This window comes from Pseudomonas sp. S2_B07 (genome assembly GCF_054668435.1).
In genome coordinates this window covers 293,783-312,690 of record NZ_CP162769.1, presented here as the reverse complement: position 1 = coordinate 312,690, position 18,908 = coordinate 293,783, and the positions used below count along the sequence as shown (strand labels likewise).

15 protein-coding genes and 1 pseudogene are annotated in these 18,908 nt (G+C 58.9%); 13 read left to right on the top strand and 3 right to left on the bottom strand.

Annotation, left to right across the window (positions count from 1 at the left end; genetic code table 11):
• Positions 1-46: 46 nt before the first annotated feature.
• The 5 genes from AB4N43_RS01530 (at position 47) to AB4N43_RS01510 (ending at position 5,858) form a co-directional block, all read left to right on the top strand.
• Positions 47-1,414 carry a cache domain-containing protein gene (locus AB4N43_RS01530; protein WP_460152908.1) on the top strand — a complete coding sequence of 456 codons (1,368 nt, stop codon included), beginning with the start codon at positions 47-49 and terminating at the stop codon, positions 1,412-1,414.
• A gap of 32 nt (positions 1,415-1,446) precedes the next feature.
• A complete protein-coding gene (locus AB4N43_RS01525) occupies positions 1,447-2,079 on the top strand; it encodes a response regulator (protein WP_027923097.1) in 633 nt (210 codons plus the stop codon).
• Between the two features lie 78 nt (positions 2,080-2,157).
• Positions 2,158-3,714: an efflux transporter outer membrane subunit gene (locus tag AB4N43_RS01520; protein WP_059182929.1), complete on the top strand. Its 1,557-nt coding sequence runs from the start codon at positions 2,158-2,160 to the stop codon at positions 3,712-3,714.
• Complete coding sequence (locus tag AB4N43_RS01515) at positions 3,707-4,834, top strand: HlyD family secretion protein (RefSeq protein ID WP_027923095.1); 1,128 nt, start codon at positions 3,707-3,709, stop codon at positions 4,832-4,834. The genes AB4N43_RS01520 and AB4N43_RS01515 overlap by 8 nt, the downstream gene beginning before the upstream one ends.
• Positions 4,824-5,858: a DUF2955 domain-containing protein gene (locus AB4N43_RS01510; RefSeq protein ID WP_059182928.1), complete on the top strand. Its 1,035-nt coding sequence runs from the start codon at positions 4,824-4,826 to the stop codon at positions 5,856-5,858. Before AB4N43_RS01515 ends, AB4N43_RS01510 begins: the two co-directional genes overlap by 11 nt.
• Here AB4N43_RS01510 and AB4N43_RS01505 read toward each other — a convergent pair.
• Positions 5,843-6,298 (bottom strand): YMGG-like glycine zipper-containing protein, encoded by a 456-nt coding sequence (locus AB4N43_RS01505; protein ID WP_027923093.1) that lies wholly within the window; start codon positions 6,296-6,298, stop codon positions 5,843-5,845. The genes AB4N43_RS01510 and AB4N43_RS01505 overlap by 16 nt on opposite strands.
• A gap of 198 nt (positions 6,299-6,496) precedes the next feature.
• Between AB4N43_RS01505 and AB4N43_RS01500 the strand changes: the two genes are divergently transcribed.
• Complete coding sequence (locus AB4N43_RS01500) at positions 6,497-8,887, top strand: DUF3772 domain-containing protein (RefSeq protein ID WP_027923092.1); 2,391 nt, start codon at positions 6,497-6,499, stop codon at positions 8,885-8,887.
• Positions 8,888-8,910: 23 nt separating this feature from the next.
• Here AB4N43_RS01500 and AB4N43_RS01495 read toward each other — a convergent pair whose 3' ends face one another.
• Positions 8,911-9,819, bottom strand: coding sequence for a helix-turn-helix domain-containing protein (locus tag AB4N43_RS01495; RefSeq protein ID WP_027923091.1), 909 nt, complete (start codon positions 9,817-9,819; stop codon positions 8,911-8,913).
• Between the two features lie 161 nt (positions 9,820-9,980).
• On the opposite strand from AB4N43_RS01495, the gene AB4N43_RS01490 reads away from it, so the two are divergent.
• The 3 genes from AB4N43_RS01490 to AB4N43_RS01480 all read left to right on the top strand — a co-directional run bounded on the left by AB4N43_RS01490 (position 9,981) and on the right by AB4N43_RS01480 (position 13,895).
• The gene (locus AB4N43_RS01490; protein ID WP_027923090.1) at positions 9,981-11,339 is read left to right on the top strand and encodes a glutamine synthetase family protein; all 1,359 of its coding nucleotides are present in this window, start codon (positions 9,981-9,983) and stop codon (positions 11,337-11,339) included.
• Positions 11,340-11,508: 169 nt separating this feature from the next.
• Positions 11,509-12,597, top strand: a complete 1,089-nt coding sequence (locus AB4N43_RS01485; RefSeq protein WP_027923089.1) for a polyamine ABC transporter substrate-binding protein — start codon at positions 11,509-11,511, stop codon at positions 12,595-12,597.
• Positions 12,594-13,895, top strand: coding sequence for an NAD(P)/FAD-dependent oxidoreductase (locus AB4N43_RS01480; RefSeq protein ID WP_460152905.1), 1,302 nt, complete (start codon positions 12,594-12,596; stop codon positions 13,893-13,895). The genes AB4N43_RS01485 and AB4N43_RS01480 overlap by 4 nt, the downstream gene beginning before the upstream one ends.
• 104 nt (positions 13,896-13,999) lie before the next feature.
• Here the strand turns inward: AB4N43_RS01480 and AB4N43_RS01475 are convergent, their stop codons facing one another.
• Positions 14,000-14,479 carry a VOC family protein gene (locus tag AB4N43_RS01475; RefSeq protein WP_027923087.1) on the bottom strand — a complete coding sequence of 160 codons (480 nt, stop codon included), beginning with the start codon at positions 14,477-14,479 and terminating at the stop codon, positions 14,000-14,002.
• Positions 14,480-14,783: 304 nt separating this feature from the next.
• On the opposite strand from AB4N43_RS01475, the gene AB4N43_RS01470 reads away from it, so the two are divergent.
• The 4 genes and pseudogenes from AB4N43_RS01470 to AB4N43_RS01455 all read left to right on the top strand — a co-directional run bounded on the left by AB4N43_RS01470 (position 14,784) and on the right by AB4N43_RS01455 (position 18,899).
• A complete protein-coding gene (locus AB4N43_RS01470; RefSeq protein WP_027923086.1) occupies positions 14,784-15,344 on the top strand; it encodes a lipid-binding SYLF domain-containing protein in 561 nt (186 codons plus the stop codon).
• Positions 15,345-15,736: 392 nt separating this feature from the next.
• Positions 15,737-15,952 (top strand): annotated as a pseudogene (locus tag AB4N43_RS01465) (ATPase domain-containing protein); the annotation flags it as partial.
• A gap of 566 nt (positions 15,953-16,518) precedes the next feature.
• Complete coding sequence (locus AB4N43_RS01460; protein ID WP_156428537.1) at positions 16,519-17,427, top strand: outer membrane protein; 909 nt, start codon at positions 16,519-16,521, stop codon at positions 17,425-17,427.
• A 620-nt stretch (positions 17,428-18,047) separates the two neighbouring features.
• Positions 18,048-18,899 (top strand): sugar phosphate isomerase/epimerase family protein, encoded by an 852-nt coding sequence (locus AB4N43_RS01455; protein ID WP_059182923.1) that lies wholly within the window; start codon positions 18,048-18,050, stop codon positions 18,897-18,899.
• Positions 18,900-18,908: the final 9 nt, after the last annotated feature.

Sequence of the window (18,908 nt, the reverse complement as noted above, 5' to 3'; positions counted from 1 at the left end):
CTATGATGCCGGCCTTCGCCCTTCTTCGGTCCGGTCAGGAGCCAAGATGCAGCTCAAACACAAAATCGTCGCGCTCGGGATTCTGCCGCTGGTATTGGCCATTGCGGTGATTTGTGCGCTGGTGATTTCCCTGAACCGCCAACTCGGCGATCAACAGGCCCAGCTGATTGAAGACAGCATCCTGTCCAGCAAGCGTGCCGAGCTTAAAAACTACGTGGAAATGGCGCAAAGCCTGATCGCGCCGCTGTACGACGACGGCCACGGTGACGCGCATGCCCAGCAGCAAGTCCTGGAAGAACTGCGCAAGCTCAGCTTCGGCATCAACGGCTACTTCTTCGTCTACGACCGTGAAGGTCGCAGCCTGATGCACGCGCGCCAGACCGAACTGGTGGGCAAGTACCTGTGGGACATGAAAGACCCGCACGGCTTGCCGGTGATTCAGGCGCTGCTCAAAAGTGCGCAATCGGGCGAAGGCTTTCAGCGTTACGCCTGGAACAAACCCTCCTCCGGTCAGGTCACCGATAAACTCGCCTACGTCGTGATGCTGGACCGTTGGGGCTGGATGCTCGGCACCGGCATTTACCTGGAGGACGTCGAACGCGCCACGCAGCAGGCCCGTGACGAAGTGGCTCAGGGCATCCGCAAGACCATGCTGGCGATTGCCGTGGTGGCGTTGGTGGCGGTGCTGTTTGTATTCGCCAGTGGCATGACGCTGAACGTCAGCGAGCATCGCCTGGCGGATAAAAAATTGCAGCGCCTGACCCAACGCATCGTCAGCCTCCAGGAAGAAGAGCGATCACGGGTTTCCCGCGAGTTGCATGACGGCATCAGCCAGTTGCTGGTGTCGATCAAGTTTCGCTTCGAACTGGCCAGCCATCTGCTGGAAAACGAACAGGGCCATGACAAAGGCTTGAGCACGCTGAAGGATGCCACCGAGCGCCTGGGCGAAGCCATTGGTGAAGTCCGCAGCCTCTCCCATGACCTGCGCTCTTCCCTGCTCGACACCTTGGGCTTGCCGGCCGCCATCGGCCAACTCGCCGCCGAGTTCGAGCAACGCAGCGATCTCAAAGTAACGTATGACGACAACGAATTCGACTGTCACCTAGTCGACGGCGCGGCCGTCGCGCTGTTCCGGATCGTGCAAGAAGGCCTGACCAATATCGAACGCCACGCCCAGGCAAAGAACGTTTCCATTACCCTGCACGGCGCTGAAGAATCGGTACGCCTGAGCGTGGTGGATGACGGAATCGGATTCAATGTCGCTCAGGTCGAGCGTCGCCACGCGGGCATCGGCTTGCGTAACATCCGTGAACGGGTCGAGCACTTTGGTGGACGTTTCGAACTGATATCGATCCCCGGCAGGAGTGAACTGGACGTGCAGCTGCCGATGAAAGTACCCGCTACGAAACGCTGACTCACCCCTTACAACAAGAGTGAACACCCGCGATGAACCTGCCTTACCCGATCCGCGTCGCCTTGGTCGACGATCATTCCCTGGTCCGTGACGGGATCAAAGCGTTGCTGGCGGTCATGGCGCCCCTGGAAGTGGTGGGCGAAGCCGAAAGCGGTGCTCAGGCAATCGAAATGGTCGGGCGCTGTCAGCCGGACCTGTTGCTGGTCGACATCAGTTTGCGCGACATGAACGGCCTCGAACTGACGCGCCTATTGCGCAGTCAGTACCCGACGCTGAAAGTGCTGGTGCTGAGCATGTACGACAATAACGAATACGTGAGCGAGTCCGTACGTGCCGGTGCCAGCGGCTATGTGCTGAAGAATTCGCCCTCGCGGGAAATCATTGCGGCCATCGAAGCCATTGCCAGCGGCGGCACGTTCTACAGCGCCGAAATCGCCCAGCGCCTGATCGCCGATAAAAGCGCCGACAACGAGCTGACCCCACGCGAAAGCCAAGTGTTGTACAAAATGGCTCAAGGCCTGAACAACAAGGAAATGGCCCGCGAACTCGACATCAGTGTGCGCACGGTCGAAACCCATCGCTTGAGCATTCGCCGAAAACTCAACATCGACAAACCGGCGGCGCTGGTCAAATACGCGATCGATCACGGGATTATTTCGCGCTAGAAAAAACTGCCGCCGGCCACTCGACAGTTCATACAGGCGTCTATGCTCCAGTGATCTTTCTTGGCTGGACACGGAACTATGCCTCCAGGTCGGTCCCCGCTGGTGCAACCGGGCTACCTCATCCTGTTGGGTGCGCTGACCCTGAGTGGCTGCATTCGGCTCGGCCCGGACTTCCAGCCGCCGGGTGAGGAATGGATCAAACATTGGGACACTCCGGCCCTTGAGCAATCCAGCCAACGTGGGGCGAATCCGGATCTGCGCGAGTGGTGGCTTGTCTTCAACGACCCGGTGCTCGATCAACTGATTGCGCAAGCGGATGCTTACAATTCCAGCCTTAAAATCGCCGGTCTGCGAGTGATGGAGTCCCGCGCCCAATTGGGCATTGCGCAAAGCACGCTGTACCCGCAACTGCAGCAAGTAAGCGCTGACAGTTTGTATGTCAAACGTCACCAATACGGTGGCAACAATCCGCAGGATAATAATTTCTGGCAACACAGTGCCGGGTTTGACATTGGCTGGGAGCTCGACTTCTGGGGACGCTTCGCCCGCGCCATCGAATCCGCCGATGCAGCTTATTTTTCCGCCCAGGCCAACTACGAAGACGTGCTGGTCCTGCTGCGCGCCCAAGTGGCCGACACCTATTATTTGTTGCGCACCACCGAAGCCCGGCTGCGCGTCGCCCGTGAAAACGCCAAGCAGCAAAAGCGCAATTTCGAGATCACCGAAAAACTGTTCAAGAGCGGCCAGGATGCTGAGCTCGATCTGCAACAGGCCAAAACCCAGTACCTCGGCACGTTGGCCAGTATTCCCAACCTACAGGACCAGTTGCAACGCACCCGAAATGCCCTGGCCGTGCTGATTGGGCAACCGCCAGGCGGGCTGCCGCAGGTGGTCGATAATGACAGCCTGGTGCCGCTGGTCGATCGCGCGGTACTGCAAGATGTGCCCGCCAGCCTGCTGTTGCGTCGGCCTGACGTCCGCGCCGCCGAACTTAACGTTGCCGCCCAAGGGGCGCTGATCGGCGTGGCCGAAAGTGATTTTTATCCGTCGCTGACGTTGCTCGGCAGCATTGTCTGGTCGACGGACACGCTCCACGGCACGTCCAGCAGCCTGGACCTGGTCGGTGGCCCCAGTCTGCGCTGGAATGTGTTCGATTACGGGCAGATCATCAACAACGTGCGCGTACAGGACGCGCGGTTGCAGCAGTTGATCGAAGCCTACCGCGACAAGGTTCGCCAGGCCGCGCGCGAGGCTGACGATGCGGCCAACGGCCTGATCCAGTCACTGGAAAGCGAGCGCATCCTGCGTGAAGCCGGCGGCGCCGCCAAGCGCTCGTTGACGCTGGCCAGCGTGCAATTTCGCGAAGGCTACTCCGACTTCCAGCGGGTGCTCGACGCGCAACGGGCGCTGCTCGAACAGCAGGACAATTACCTGATCGTGCGCGGCAATGCGGTGAGCAATGTCATCGCTCTGTACAAGGCCCTGGGCGGCGGGTGGTACTCCGCCCTGCCACGCGTCGACCCGGCCACGCGCCATGTGATGGAACAACGCACCGACTGGGGCGACATGCTGGACGAGCCCGCCGCCGATCAGCCCGCTTTCCCGCTACCCGCCAAGGAAAACAGCCATGAGTGACGCCGCGCAGCCCTCCCCCAACGCCGCCGAGCCCGTGGCGGCCGATCCGGCGAAAAAAGGCATCAAATGGGTATTGCTGCTGATCATCCTGAGCCTGGTCTGGTACCTGTTGGCCGACCGTTTCACGCCCTATACGCAACAGGCCCGGGTCGGTGCATTCGTCATTCCGGTGGCGTCTGAAGTCGCGGGCCGGGTGATCCGGGTAAACGTTCACAACAATCAGATCGTCAAGGCCGGCGATGTGGTTTTCGAGGTGGATCCGGCACCCTACAAGATTGCCGTCGACCGCGCCCGCGCCGACCTTGAGACAACCCGTCGGCAGTTGGGCGCCAGCACCGCGGGGATTGCCTCGGCGCAAGCCGCCTTGCGCGCCGCCCAGGCCAACGAAACCAAGGCCCGCCAGGAGAATCAGCGCCTGGAAGGGTTGTACCGTGAAGACCCGGGGACCATTTCCGTGCGCGTTCTCGACGCATCACGCACCAGCCGCGAAGCTGCGATCAGCCAAACGGCCGCCGCCCGCGCCGAGGTAGAGCGTGCTAAAGAAACGGAAGGTGGCGGTGAAGACGTCAACGCAAAACTGCGCAGCGCCGCCACGGCGCTGGAAAAAGCCGAATTGGACCTGTCCAACACGCAAACACGGGCACGCTCGGCGGGGTTGATCACGGACCTGCGCACCGACGTCGGGCAATTCGCCGCCGCCGGCAGCCCGGTGATGACGCTGATCACCATTCAGGACATCTGGATCACGGCCGACATGACCGAGAACAACCTCGGCCTGGTGCGCCCCGACACGCCAGTGTCCATCGTCCTCGATGCGGTGCCGGGTGAAGTTTTCGAGGGCCATGTCCGCAGCGTCGGTTATGGCATCAGCGTCGGGCAGCCAACACCGCCCGGCACCTTGCCCGGCATCCAGAACAGCCGGGACTGGCTGCGACCGGCTCAACGCTTCCCGGTGATCATCGAGTTTTCCGAACAGTCCATGAACGCACTGCTTGGCAGCGGAAACATTCGTGCCGGCGGGCAGGCTGAAGTCATGGCCTTCCCTTCACCGGGCAATTGGCTCAACCCGCTCGGCCGGGTCTATTTAGGGCTGATGAGCTGGCTGTCCTATGCCTACTAAACGCACACCCCGGGAGCAACGTGCGCTGCGGTTGGCCAGCGGCGCGGCACTGTGCCTGGCCATCAGTTTCGGCCTGGCGCTGCCGATTCCGTTTCTCGCCCCCGTGTTGTGCCTGCTGCTCCTGGCCTCGGTCAACCGCCCGCTGCCGTTCAAGGCGGCAATCGTGCTCGCCCTGGTCGCGATGCTCACCACCGGCATCGGCCTGCTCTTGATCCCGATCCTGCGTTACTACCCGTTGACCGGCGTGCTGTTGGTCACGGTCAGCCTCTTTCTGGTCTTTCGCTGGGGGCTCAGTGGCGGCAACAACCTGATCGTGACCTTGCTGGTGATGGGCCTGACGATGATCTCTTCGGCGGGTGTCGCCGAGTTCGACCTGGCGGCGATGGTCATCGGCGCGCTGGTCAAAGGTTTGTTACTGGCGGTGATGGTGATTGCCCTCAGTCACTGGATATTCCCCGAACCGGACAATGCCCCCTCGCCACCCGCCGCCCCACCACCGCAGGGCGTAGAAGCCAGTCGGATTGCGTTGCGTGCAACCTTGATCGTCTTGCCGACATTCCTGCTGGCGATGATCGACCCGGCGGCCTACCTGCCGATCATCCTGAAAGCGGTCGGCCTGGGTCAGCAATGCTCAACCACCAGCGCGCGCAATGCCGGGCGTGAGCTGCTCGGCGCGACCTTGCTCGGCGGTTTGCTGGCCATCCTGTTCTGGTGTGCACTGAGCCTGTTTGTGCACCTGTGGATGTTCTTCCTGTGGATGCTGCTGTTCGGCCTGATCCTGGCGCGCAAGCTGTATGCCCTCAGCCCCAGCCGCTATGGCCCGGGGCTGTGGCTCAACACCTTTATCACCCTGATCATCCTGCTGGGCCAGTCCGTGCAGGACAGCGCCTTGGGCAAAGACGTCTACACCGCCTTCGCCGTGCGCATGGGCCTGTTCATCGCCGTCACGCTGTATGCCTACGTGATGGTTCGCTTGCTTGACCGGCCGGCACAGGCACAATCACCGGCTCAGGGATTGACCTGATACCCCTTGCCTTGCAGGCAACTGGTATAGGCCGTCTGGCTGTTGGCAGCGCTGGTTTTTTCATCCGCCCGGCGTTCCTGCCTCTGGCGCGAACCACCCACCACGACACCGGCCGCCGCCGCCCCTTTGGCTTGATTCTGCCGGTATTCCTGCTTCACGTTGTCATTCGCGTTGTCGTAAAACTCGTCGTGCTGACGCCCGCGCGCATCGGCTGCAACGGCACCGGCGGCGGCACCCACCGCGGCCCCCTTCACTCTTCCTCCGGAAGGAGACGTGTCGGTCGAAGCCGTCTGACTGGCCGCAATGCTCTGGCATTCATTGATATCCAGCTGGGTCTGTTGCGAACTCTGGCCTTTGGTCGGCACAACGGTTTGCGCCCAGCCCTGGGCAGATGAAACCGACAACGCGAGGCACAGACTGATGGAAGACAACCTAGGCATGATGACCTCCTGCGCAGTTCCGAGCAGTCCGTTGACCGCCCTCCCACGCTTGATTGAGCATCAAGAAGTGTAGATCAGCCATCAGCCGCCTCAGGGCCCTTATGTCGATTGCTGCCCGTAAAGATGAAACTTTTCGATCGTTTTGGCCTGATGACCTAACCTCATAGGCTGAGTGACCAACAACAGAGCCGAACGCCTATGCGTCATGTATTGATGTCAGTGATTTTCGTCGCGCTCACCCTGCTGGTGCCCAGTGGCGCAGCGCTGCCCGCGGATGATCCCGCACCGTCTTCAATAATTGCGCCAGGCGCTTCGTCGGCGGCGGTGTCCACCAGTGAACTGCAAGGCCTGCAATTGCGCCTGGACCTGATCAAACAGCGGGTTTCACTGGCCAATAACGTCACCATGATGGTCGGCCTGCAAGACTCCGTTCAGTCGTTTATCAATGACGTGGACAACCTGCAATCGTCGCTGTTGCCCGAACAGAAACAACTGCAAGCGCAACTGGACGTATTGAGCGGTCCGGTTTCCCTGGGGGGCGAGGCTGTCGAGAAATCGGATATCACGGCGCAACGAGCTGTTCTTTCCGAGCAAAAGAAAAACGTCGATGCCAGCTTGAAAATCCTCGCCGCACTGAGAGCCAGTGCCGTCGACCTCCTTACACAAATCGCCAGCATCCGGCGCAGTCTTCTGGAAAGCGAAGTCACACTGCGCAGTGGCAGCATCCTGGGACGGGATTTTTGGGCACCGTTAATTAACCCACTCCCGGAGGATCGCCTGCGGCTCATCAATTTCATCGAACAAGCCGGCGACACACTCGCGGCTGCCTGGCAACCCGGCCAGCGTTTGTCGACAGTCCTGCTGATGTTGCTGGCACTGGTCATCTGGATCTGGGGCCGCAGACTGGCTGATCGAGGGCTGACCTGGATTTGCATCCATCGCCTGCCTGAAGGGCGATTGCGGCGAAGTACGCTGGCCCTGGCGTCTGTCGTGGCCACGGTGTTGACCACCGCCTGTGCGTTGCAACTGCTGTTTTACGCCCTCACGCGGGAACTGCCGTTGTCGCCGATGATTCAGAACTTCGCCGAGGAGTTCGAAAGGGTGGTCTATACCTGCGTGCTGATCACCGGGTTGAGCCGTGCGTTGTTGGCCAACCAGCACCCCTCCTGGCGGCTACCCGCTATCGACGATTCCGTCGCGGAGGCCATAAAGCCCTACCCCAGAATACTGGCCGCCACCCTGCTGGTGACGGTGACGATAGCCCAAATCACCAATGTCTCCGGCATGAGCGGCGCCGCCGTGCTGTTGGGGCGAGGCCTGATCGCACTGGTGGTGGCAATTATCTTCGCGTTGTTGTTCCGCCGCGCGAGTCACGCCCGAAGAGTTCTGGTTGCCGCTGGCGACAGCATTGAAGCGGGCACTGCCCTGGCCGGCCTGATTTACACCTGCACGATCATTGCGCTGGTCATCTCGTTCTTCGCCTTGCTGATCGGCTATGTGTCCCTGGCAAGGTTCATCACGTATGAACTGGTCTGGGGTTTTATCGTCCTCTCAGGTTTCTACATGCTGATCCAGTTGCTCAGGGACAGTTGCGAATACCTGTTCTCCCCCAAGAGCCCGAGCGGCAAGGCGATCAAACAGTTGCTGGGGATGGGCGATGTGCGCCTTGAGCAAGCCCAGATCATTTTGTCCGGGGCCGGTCGTGCGACGTTAATACTGTTGGCGGTCATTTCGCTGTTTGTCGGCGGCGTAGGCACCACGTTCGGACAACTGGTGACCCAGGCGCTGTCGATCCTCGGCGGTGACGGTTTGCGCAAACTGAACATCATTCCCGGCCATTTGCTCAATGCCATCCTGGCCCTGTTTATCGGGATCTACCTGATTCGAGCCCTGTGCCGCTGGCTGGATGACGAATTCCTGCCGAAAACCGATATGGACCCCGGCATGTGTGCCTCGCTGAGTACCCTGTTCGCCAACATCGGCTATGCCCTGGTGATCCTGCTGACGCTGTCATCGCTGGGCATCCAGTGGACCAACCTGGCGTGGATTGTCAGCGCCCTGTCAGTGGGTATCGGTTTCGGCTTGCAGGAAATCGTCAAGAACTTCGTCTCTGGCCTGATCCTGCTGACCGAGCGTCCGGTCAAGGTCGGCGACCTGATCAGCATCAGCGGCGTGGAAGGTGATATCCGCCGCATCAACGTCCGGGCCACGGAAATCCAGCTCAGCGACCGCTCGATTGTGATCGTGCCCAACTCCCAGTTGATCTCGCAAAACCTGCGCAACGTGACGCTGGGCGGCAGTGCCCAAGGCGTGGCGAGCCTTGAGTTGATGTTCCCGCTGAACATCGATCCGGAGCAGGTGAAAAACCTGCTGTATGACACCTACCAAGAGAACGAGAACATCCTCGATAAACCGGCGACGTTTGTGCGCTTCAGCAAACTCAGCCCCGATGGCATCACCTTGACCATCACCGGTTACGTCAGCAGCCCGAGAATCGTCGGCATCACCAAAAGCGACCTGTTGTTCGAGATTTTGAAGCGACTGGGCGCGGCGGGGATTGAACTGGCTAAGCCGGCGACCCCGGACTGAAGGATGACGTCCGGTTAGTTCGTTCAGCGCTGGCCGCAGCGCTTGAGTGTTTCACTAGGCAACTCTTTGAACAACGCCCGATAACTGCTGGAAAACCGCCCCAAATGCCAGAACGACCAGTTCATCGCTACCTCGGCAACGGTGGTCTCGTTGGGGGTGCGGCCGAGCAGTTCGCGGTGTGCGCTGTTGAGCCGGCGCAGGCGCAGCCAATGGCTCGGTGTCATGCCGGTGAAGGCCTTGAACGCATGCTGCAACTGACGCAACGAAACCCCGGCGACCTGGGAAAGCTCCAGCAGATTGAGGGTTTCTTCCGGGGAATCGGCGGCCCACTCCCCGATGCGTTTCATGATCGCGCGCTCTTCGGTGCGGCGCTGTAAGCCACCCCGGTCGAGGCACACGCAGGCGTTGTCGAGGATGTACAAACAGTCCTCCAGCAACTGCTGTGTCAGGGCTTCCTTGCTCGGTGGGTCGAGTGTTTCGCCCAGACGGGTCAGCGTGCCGCTCAGCCAACGGCTGAACAAGGCGTTCTGCCCCGAGTTCAGCGGCGACAGGAACAACCCTTCCAGGCGCGCCACGTTCAACCCCTGGCGCTGAACGAATTCAGGGCCGAATACCACGGCGATTTCCTGGTAGTTCTCGGGGGTGATCCAGATGTTGCGGCTTTCACCATTGAGCAGGTAAAGCGCGTTGTCGCTGCGATCAAAACAGAACGCCAGTGCCCCCTCGGGTGCGCTGAAATTCTGCTCGACGCGGGTGTTCATCTGCTCTTCGTAGATCTCCACGCCTTGCAAGTCCAGATAGCGCACACGCCCGGCGAAATGCCCTGGCGACATCTGCTGATAGTGCTGGACCCAACCCGGTGTGGCGCGGATTTGCTCGGCGACATCTTCGGTGTTGAACGCTTGAACCTGAATCGGACTGGACGCTGACATGGGTGACCTTACGCACTCGTTTGGTGCGTTTTGGTGCTGCTTAAAGTGGATAGATGGAACCGCAAGGCTCGCCCAAGATAGTCGTCAACGCGTCTCAGGGGAAGAGTGCGGTGGATGAAACCGCCCTCCCCGACGTTAATAAAACCAATAACGAGGTCTTTATGAATGTCCCTTTCGATCAGCTGTTCACTTGGCTGAAAGATCACAAGATTACCGAAGTCGAGTGTGTGGTCAGTGACTTGACCGGCATTGCACGCGGCAAGATTGCACCCACTAACAAGTTCCTGCATGAGCGAGGCATGCGCCTGCCGGAAAGTGTGCTTTTGCAAACGGTAACCGGGGACTTTGTCGACGACGACATCTACTACGACCTGCTCGACCCGGCCGACATCGACATGGTCTGCAAGCCGGACCCGAATGCGGTCTATGTGATTCCATGGGCGATCGAGCCGACCGCCATCGTCATCCACGACACCTTCGACAAGTTCGGCAACCCGATCGAATTGTCGCCGCGCAACGTGCTGAAGAAAGTGCTGCAGTTGTACACCGACAAAGGCTGGCGGCCGATTGTGGCGCCGGAAATGGAGTTCTACCTGACCCAGCGTTGCGAAGACCCGGACTTGCCACTCAAGGCGCCGATGGGTCGTTCGGGGCGTGCCGAAAGCGGTCGTCAGTCGTTTTCCATCGACGCGGCCAACGAGTTCGATCCGCTGTTCGAAGATGTCTACGACTGGTGTGAACTGCAGGGCCTGGACCTCGACACGTTGATCCACGAAGACGGCCCGGCGCAGATGGAAATCAACTTCCGTCACGGCGACGCGCTGGACCTGGCGGACCAGATCACCGTGTTCAAGCGCACCCTGCGTGAAGCCGCGCTCAAGCACAATGTGGCGGCGACCTTCATGGCCAAGCCGATTGGCGATGAGCCTGGCAGCGCCATGCACATTCACCAGAGCGTGGTCGACATCGCCACCGGCCAGCCGATCTTCGCCGACGCCGATGGCAACATGAGCGAGCTGTTCCTGCACCACATTGGCGGTTTGCAAAAGTACATCCCTAAAGTGCTGCCGATGTTCGCGCCCAACGTGAACTCGTTCCGCCGCTTCCTGCCGGACACCTCGGCGCCGGTCAACGTCGAATGGGGCGAAGAAAACCGTACCGTCGGTTTGCGCGTGCCAACCTCGTCGCCAGATGCGATGCGCGTGGAGAACCGCCTGCCGGGCGCCGACGCCAACCCGTACCTGGCGATTGCCGCAAGTTTGCTGTGCGGTTACCTGGGCATGGTCGAGCGCGTCGAGCCGAGTGCTGCGGTACAGGGCCGCGCCTATGAACGTCGCAACCTGCGCTTGCCGATCACCATCGAAGACGCCCTGACCCAGATGGAAGAGTGCGACACCGTCGAACGTTATCTGGGCAGCAAGTTTGTTCGCGGTTATGTCGCGGTCAAGCGTGCGGAACACGAAAACTTCAAGCGGGTGATCAGCTCCTGGGAGCGTGAGTTCCTGATGCTGAGCGTCTGAGACCTGATTCGCCTGCACCGGCCTCTTCGCGAGCAGGCTCGCTCCCACACTTTAAATGCATTCCAAATCTGAAATGCATTCCCCTGTGGGAGCGAACTTGCTCGCGAAAGCGGCTTCAGGATCAACAAAGAATCTCCGGAAGAATCCAATAATTAGAAGAGGTGTCGATATGCGTCTATTGAAATCCATGTTCCCGGTCGCGCTGGCGGCAATGTTCAGCGCCGGCGTGCAGGCTCAGCCACAGGTCAGCGTCTACAACTGGACCGATTACATCGGCGAAACCACCCTCGCCGACTTCCAGGCCAAAACCGGGATCAAGGTGATCTACGACGTCTTCGACTCCAATGAAACCCTGGAGGGCAAACTGCTCGCGGGCCGCACCGGCTATGACGTCGTAGTGCCGTCCAACCACTTCCTCGCCCGTCAGGTGAAAGCCGGCGCGTTCCTGAAGCTCGACCGCGAGCAACTGCCGAATTTCAAGAACCTCGACCCGAAACTATTGGCCTTGCTGGAAAAGAACGACCCACAAAATGCGCACTCCGTGCCGTACCTGTGGGGCACCAACGGCATCGGCTACAACGTCGACAAAGTCAAGCAAGTGCTGGGCGTCGATCACATCGACTCCTGGGCCGTGCTGTTCGAACCGGAAAACATCAAGAAACTCAGCCAGTGCGGCGTGTCGATGATGGATTCGGCGGATGAAGTGTTCCCGGCGATCCTCAACTACATGGGCATGGACCCACGCAGCGAAAACCCCGAAGACTTCAAAAAGGCCGAAGCCAAGTTGTTGGCGATCCGTCCTTACATCACCTATTTCCACTCCTCGAAGTACGTGTCCGACCTGGCCAACGGCGACATTTGCGTGGCCTTCGGCTACTCGGGTGACGTGTTCCAGGCCGCCAACCGCGCCAAGGAAGCCAAGAACGGTGTGAACATCGCCTACGCCATTCCCAAGGAAGGCAGCAACCTGTGGTTCGACTTGCTGGCCGTTCCCGCCGATGCGAGCAATCCAAAAGAGGCCCATGCGTTCATCAACTACCTGCTGGACCCACAAGTGATTGCCAAGGTCAGCGCGTCGGTCGGTTACGCCAACCCGAACCCGCCAGCCAAGGCATTCATGGACCCGGAACTGGTGAACAATCCTGAGGTGTATCCATCCCAGGCCGTCCTCGACAAACTCTACATTTCGACCACCCCGCCCCAGGCGATCATGCGTTTGATGACCCGTTCCTGGAGCAAAGTGAAGTCCAACAAATGACTCAGTACAGCAACGAACACACCCATTCCTACTATGCCGCGTCGGCTAACGGCCTGACGCCGCGCCCCACGTTGACTTCGGACCTGACGGCCGATGTCTGCGTGATCGGCGGCGGCTTCACCGGCGTCAACACCGCCATCGAACTGGCGCAGCGCGGGCTCTCGGTGATCCTGCTGGAGGCCCGGCGGATTGGCTGGGGCGCCAGCGGGCGCAACGGCGGCCAGTTGATTCGCGGCATCGGCCACGACGTCAGCGGGTTTGCCAAGCATGTCGGCGCCGAAGGTGTGCGCTATCTGGAACGTGCCGGCGTCGAATCGGTGCAAGTGGTGGGTAATCGAATCCGCGAACACGGCATCGATTGCGACCTGCGCTGGGGCTTCTGTGAACTGGCCAACACCCCGGCGCAGTTCGCCGGGCTGAAGGCCGAACACGCGGAGTTGATCGCGTCGGGCTACGCCCATGAAACCCGCCTGGTCGAACCCGGACAGATCCGCGAGCAGGTGGTGAACGCCGGCGTGTATGCCGGTGGTTTGGTGGACATGGGCTCGGGGCACTTGCACCCGCTGAACCTGGTGCTCGGCGAAGCCCGTGTCGCGCACTCCCTCGGCGTGCAGATCTTCGAGCAGAGCCCGGTGCTGGAACTGATCCATGGCAGTACCGTGCAGTTGCGGTGTGCCGGCGGAACGGTGCGCGCCGGCAGCCTGGTGCTGGCTTGCAACGCGCATCTGGAAGAACTCGAACCCAAGCTCAGCGGCAAGGTGCTTCCGGCGGGCAGCTACATCATCGCTACCGAGCCTCTGTCGGAAGAAGCGGCGTCGAAACTGATCCCGCATAACGTCGCGCTCTGCGACCAGAAAGTTGGCCTGGATTACTACCGGCTCTCGGCGGACCGGCGTTTGCTGTTCGGCGGTGCCTGCCATTATTCCGGTCGCGATCCGGCGGACATCACCGCCTACATGCGCCCGCAAATGCTCAAGGTATTCCCGCAACTGGCCAATGTGCGGATCGACTATCAATGGGGCGGCATGATCGGCATCTCGGCCAATCGTTTCCCCCAGGTCGGGCGCTTGAGCCAGCACCCGAACGTGTTCTACGCCCAGGGCTACTCCGGCCATGGCCTGAACGTCACCCACTGGTGCGCCAAACTGTTGGGCGAAGCCATCCATGCCGGGCACAGCAAAGGCTTCGACGTGTTCAGCGCCGTGCCGCACATGACCTTCCCCGGCGGCCGTGCCCTGCGCTCGCCACTGCTGGCGCTGGGCATGCTCTGGTACCGGATGCGGGAAGTGTTGGGTTAACGTTAAGCCATCCTTCACTTGCACATGAAAAACGACAGGAGATGCCGGGCTGCCTCAAGCCGCTTCGGGTTGGTAAAAAGACACCCGGCATCCGTCGACACCCGCTAACGCCCCACCGCCGCTTCAATCGCTGCGATATCGATCTTGCCCATCTGCATCATGGCCTCGAACGCGCGCTTGGCTGCCGCTTGATCAGGACTGGTGACCGCGGCCGTCAAGACACGCGGGGTGATCTGCCACGACAAACCCCACTTGTCCTGGCACCAGCCGCAGACATTTTCCGTGCCGCCGTTGCTGACAATCGCGTTCCACAGGCGATCCGTTTCGGCTTGGTCATCGGTCGCGACCTGAAACGAAAAGGCCTGGTTATGCTTGATTCCCGACCCGCCGTTCAGGCCGAGACACGGTATGCCCATCACCGTGAACTCAACCGTCAAGACATCGCCCTGCTTGCCCGCCGGATAGTCGCCCGGCGCGCGATGCACGGCACCCACGGCACTGTCGGGAAACGTCTGGGCATAGAAAGTCGCAGCCTCCAGCGCAGTGCCGTCGTACCAGAGACAAATCGTGTTTTTGCTGATCATCGTGGTTCTCCTGGATTGGAACTCGAAGGTGCATTTTAGCAGCGCAGAGAATTGCGACCGGACGCCGAGGTATTGACCGAGGTTCGAGGCGTGTCAGCCATCAGCGAACCCCGCCGTTACACAGTGGTCACAACCAGTGATGGCATCGCAACTGATCAGCGGCCCGGGGCCTCTATAATTCAAGCGCGACGCTTGCAATCCCAACCTTTCAGGGTGCGCCGGATAACGTCAGCGAGCTCGGTTCCTGCCAGATGCAGACACTGACTGCTGGCCCCATCCAAGCTCCCTTTCTCGGAGTACGGAAATGACACGATCAATGCAATTCCTCCTCTCGTTCTTCCTCGCAACAGCCTCCTTGGCCTCGGCGAGCCTCCTCAACACAGCAGGTGCGGCCACCGCCGAGGATTTGAATGCCGACGCTCGGCAAGAACTGAAAATCCTCTACAAATCCACCCCAGCTGCCGAAACCCTTTCAAAACAGGCAAAGGCGATCCTGGTCTTCCCGAAAATCATCAAGGCTGGCCTGGTCTTCGGCGGTAGTTATGGCGAAGGCGTGTTAATGGAAGGCACGAAAATCGATAAGTATTACAACTCCGTCAGCGGGTCATGGGGGTTGCAGGCCGGCGCCCAGTCGTATGGCTATGTGGTGTTTCTGATGACCGACAAAGCAGTGAAATACCTCGCCGAAACCAAGGGTTGGGAAATCGGTGTGGGGCCCACGGTTGTCGTAGTGGATGAAGGGATTGCGAAAAACCTGTCCAGCTCGACACTGAAGGATGACGCCTACGCGTTCATTACCGACCAACAAGGGTTAATGGCCGGCGTCAGCATCGAAGGCACGAAGATTTCCCAGATCAAACGCTGAAAACGGCGGTTTGATTGGGTGTCAGTCTCCCCTTCGACAATCACTTTTCTGCTCGATTGCTGCCCGGCTTAACGGGCAGTAATCGTCTGTGGATTCAACCGGTCGAGGCAACAGATTGGCTAAATCGTTCAGCGGGTGCTTGGTAGAGTAGTGTTTTCCGAAGGCAGCTATTTAGCTGCCTGCCACTTCTATCCCCATAAATGACTGTAGCTCTACGCAGCGGCCAATTAAGTCTCGGCAGCTCGCTGTAAGGTTATTCAACACCTGTCCTTCAGATATCAGTTAGCCATGTCCACGCTCAGCGAAGAGAGCCGTCAGATCGTAGCTTCTCTAACTTCGCCATGAGCACCCAAGTGACTATCAACCGTCTGGCCACTGGTGGATAGCCGCGCCCCGACCTGTCCATCGACGTGATCGTGCAGTTGCTGTTAAGTGAAATCACGCGGCTCAAGGCCACCCGCGTGGTGATTGACTTTTTGTCAGGCTTCGAACTGGCGCTGGCGTCGACCTTTCGCGAAGATTTTCGCGAATCACTGTCGTGTATGGTCACCGCCCTCACCAGTGTCGGCGTCAGTGTGTTGCTGACCTCGGACCTGGAAGACCGCTACATTGCCGGCCGGCTGGTGCGGGTGCCCAGTGAAGAACTGCCGAGGATGCAGGCGCTGATTGAAGGTCAGGTGCAACACATGTCTCGGTTAGTGGACGATTTGCTCGACCTCTCCCGTGCCAGCACCGGCAAGCTGCGACTGGATTGCCACCTCGTCGTCATTCACCTATGCCGCTGCACTGCATGGATCATAGTAGTCGTTGGCGTACTCTTTTGGTTCGGGTTTCCAGCAGCTTGATAGTCCGGTTATGGCCACTTACGTCTCATGCGTTGGCCGCTTCACGTCCTGAGGAAGTCAGCCAACCAACATCGATGTTCTTGAGGCGCGTGAACCCGGATTCTACCGGTGGCTAACTATCTGCTTATTGTTTAACGCGTCATCTTATTCTATGAATCCAAGGGCTTATAGAGACAGTCGCTAAACTTAACCAGAAAGAAACTCCCTCTCAAAACATTCTCAGTAGTCACCACCCGCTCGACCTGCTTAAATAACCCGCAGGCTTACGAATTGATTGGCTATCTGGCCAATCTATTGCGCTAATGCCGATGCATAATGGGGTATAAATAATGACAATTAAGCCATCAATCCACACTTTTCCAACTAAATCGCAATCGACCATGCTGGCATTTGCTTGTGCACTGGGCGTCTCTCAGAGCGCCGAGGTTTTTGCCGAGTCGCCATCAGGGGCCAGTGTTCCAGATTCAGCGTTTTTTATAGGGTTCGGCGCCAGCGCCAATCACACCCAATTTAACAACCAGGATATTTATGCAACCGGCTTGTCGAATGTCTATGATTCGAATACCGGCGCCTATATTTCTTCCGGCTCTGCCGGTGGGCCAGCTGTCGACCTGAGCATGGACTCCGATTCAAAATTTTCGCCGTCACTGCAAGTGGGCTATTTCAAGCACTTCGAGAACAGCAAATGGCTGTGGGGCGGTAAATTTACTTACGATTACTTATCAACCAGCTCTAAGACAGACCCTTTCCTGATCCCTCAGTTTGGCGCTTACGGAACGACCTCTTTTACCGGGAATGCAGTTGTCCGCTCGTTTGAAACCGAAGTTAAACATCACATGTCTTTAGTACCCTATATTGGCCGGTCATTTAAGTCCGGCTATATTTATGCAGGCGCTGGACCGACCGCTTCTCAAATAAACACCAAAATTACCGACTTGGTTGGTTTTGCCGACCTCAAGGGAAATCGCACGGATATATCTGGGCAGCCGACTAACTTTTCCGGTTCAGACTGGGTGTACGGCGGCACCGCGACACTGGGCGGCACCTACTTTTTAAGTGCATCGTGGTTTCTGGACTTTAGCTACAACTACTCCGTCACCAAAAGCCATACCATCGACTACTCCGCTCCATTCACAAACCCCGGCACGCCTTACACTTACACTGGTTCGCTCATCGGTAGCACCACTGGCAGTATAACGACACAATCTGCTGCGCTATCAATTAACCGGGCTTTCTAGTTTAACGTTTGGCGTCTCTCGTTATTTTATGCGTTTTAACTATTGTAAAGACCATAATCCAACGCGTTGCACAGACGAATAAAAACCCGGAACAACACAGACCGAGACGGGTGACCGTGGAAACTGAGTGCGACACCTGACCTTTCCGGTAAGGTGAAGCCCAATGAAATTATCACGAACTCATGTTGGCTTCTCGCTTATAGAAACGGTTCGTGGCCGACGGCGGTCCTCCCCGAACGGCAGCTGTTGGCCGGTTGCGCCCCATCAACGGCGGTGTCGCTTGGCAGTCTTCAAAATGATGCTGTAACGATGGCACGCCTCGCCAATCGCCAACGCAGACACCTTCTTGATCAAAAATCCCCCTCTGATACGCGCGATAATTAGCTAGCTATTTGTTAACGAAAGTCTGAAGTATTGATTTGAACTTTCAGATTCTTTCGCCGCACGGCCTGTGCCTAACATCGGCGCCACAGTGAACCAGCCTCGGTATCGCTCAGTGGATCAGATGACGCAGACGCCCGGACCTAATGTCCTCTGCCCCGGTTGACCATTGATCGCTGATTGGCTTGGCGCCATCGAAGTGCTTTTGCAGTAGGCCCTGGGATTTTTGAGGATCACCGATGAAGCTGGAAATTTTTCGCACGCTGTGGGGTTACACCGCCAGCAAAGCTCAAGCGCTCGAGGAGTTGCTGCAAGCCGGCTTTGATGGCATGGAAGCACGCCTGCCACTGGACGCCCGGGAACGGGCTGAGTTTGGCGCCTTTCTCCAGGCCAATCGCCTGGGCTATATCAGCACTGTCTTCACCGCCTACGACGTGCTGCCGGAACAGTCGGCATCGCCTGCCGTCCACCTCAACGACCTCGATCAGAAACTCGCCTGGGCTGCCGAACTCGGCCCTCGTTTCGTCAATGTGCTGGCAGGCAATGATCGCTGGTCCTTGCCGCAACAAGTGGCGTTCTTCGGTCAAGCACTGGAACTGGCGCGCAAGCATGGTCAGGTGTGCAGTTTCGAAACTCACCGTTCGCGTTCGCTGTTCAACCCCTGGGTGACCCTGGAGTTGATCCGGCAACTGCCCGAGTTGCTGTTCACCAGTGACATCAGCCATTGGGTCGTGACTTGCGAGCGTCTGCTGAATGACCCGGCCGATGACCTCAGCGCCTTCATCGAGCGCGTTCACCATATCCAGGCCCGGGTCGGTTACGACCAAGGCCCGCAGGTCCCACACCCGGCAGCTCCCGAATATGCAAAAGAACTGGCTTTCCATCAGCAGCATTGGGAAAGCATCTGGCGTTCGCAGCAAACTCGCGGTTACCAGGTCAGCACCCTGACCCCGGAATTCGGCGCCGACGGCTACCTGCATCACTTGCCCTTCACCAACGTCCCGGTGGCCGATTTGTGGTCATTGAACGTGTGGATGGGCCAGACCGAGCGCGAACACTTCGAGCGTTTCCACCACTCAAGCCGTCCTTAGTGAGCCGAT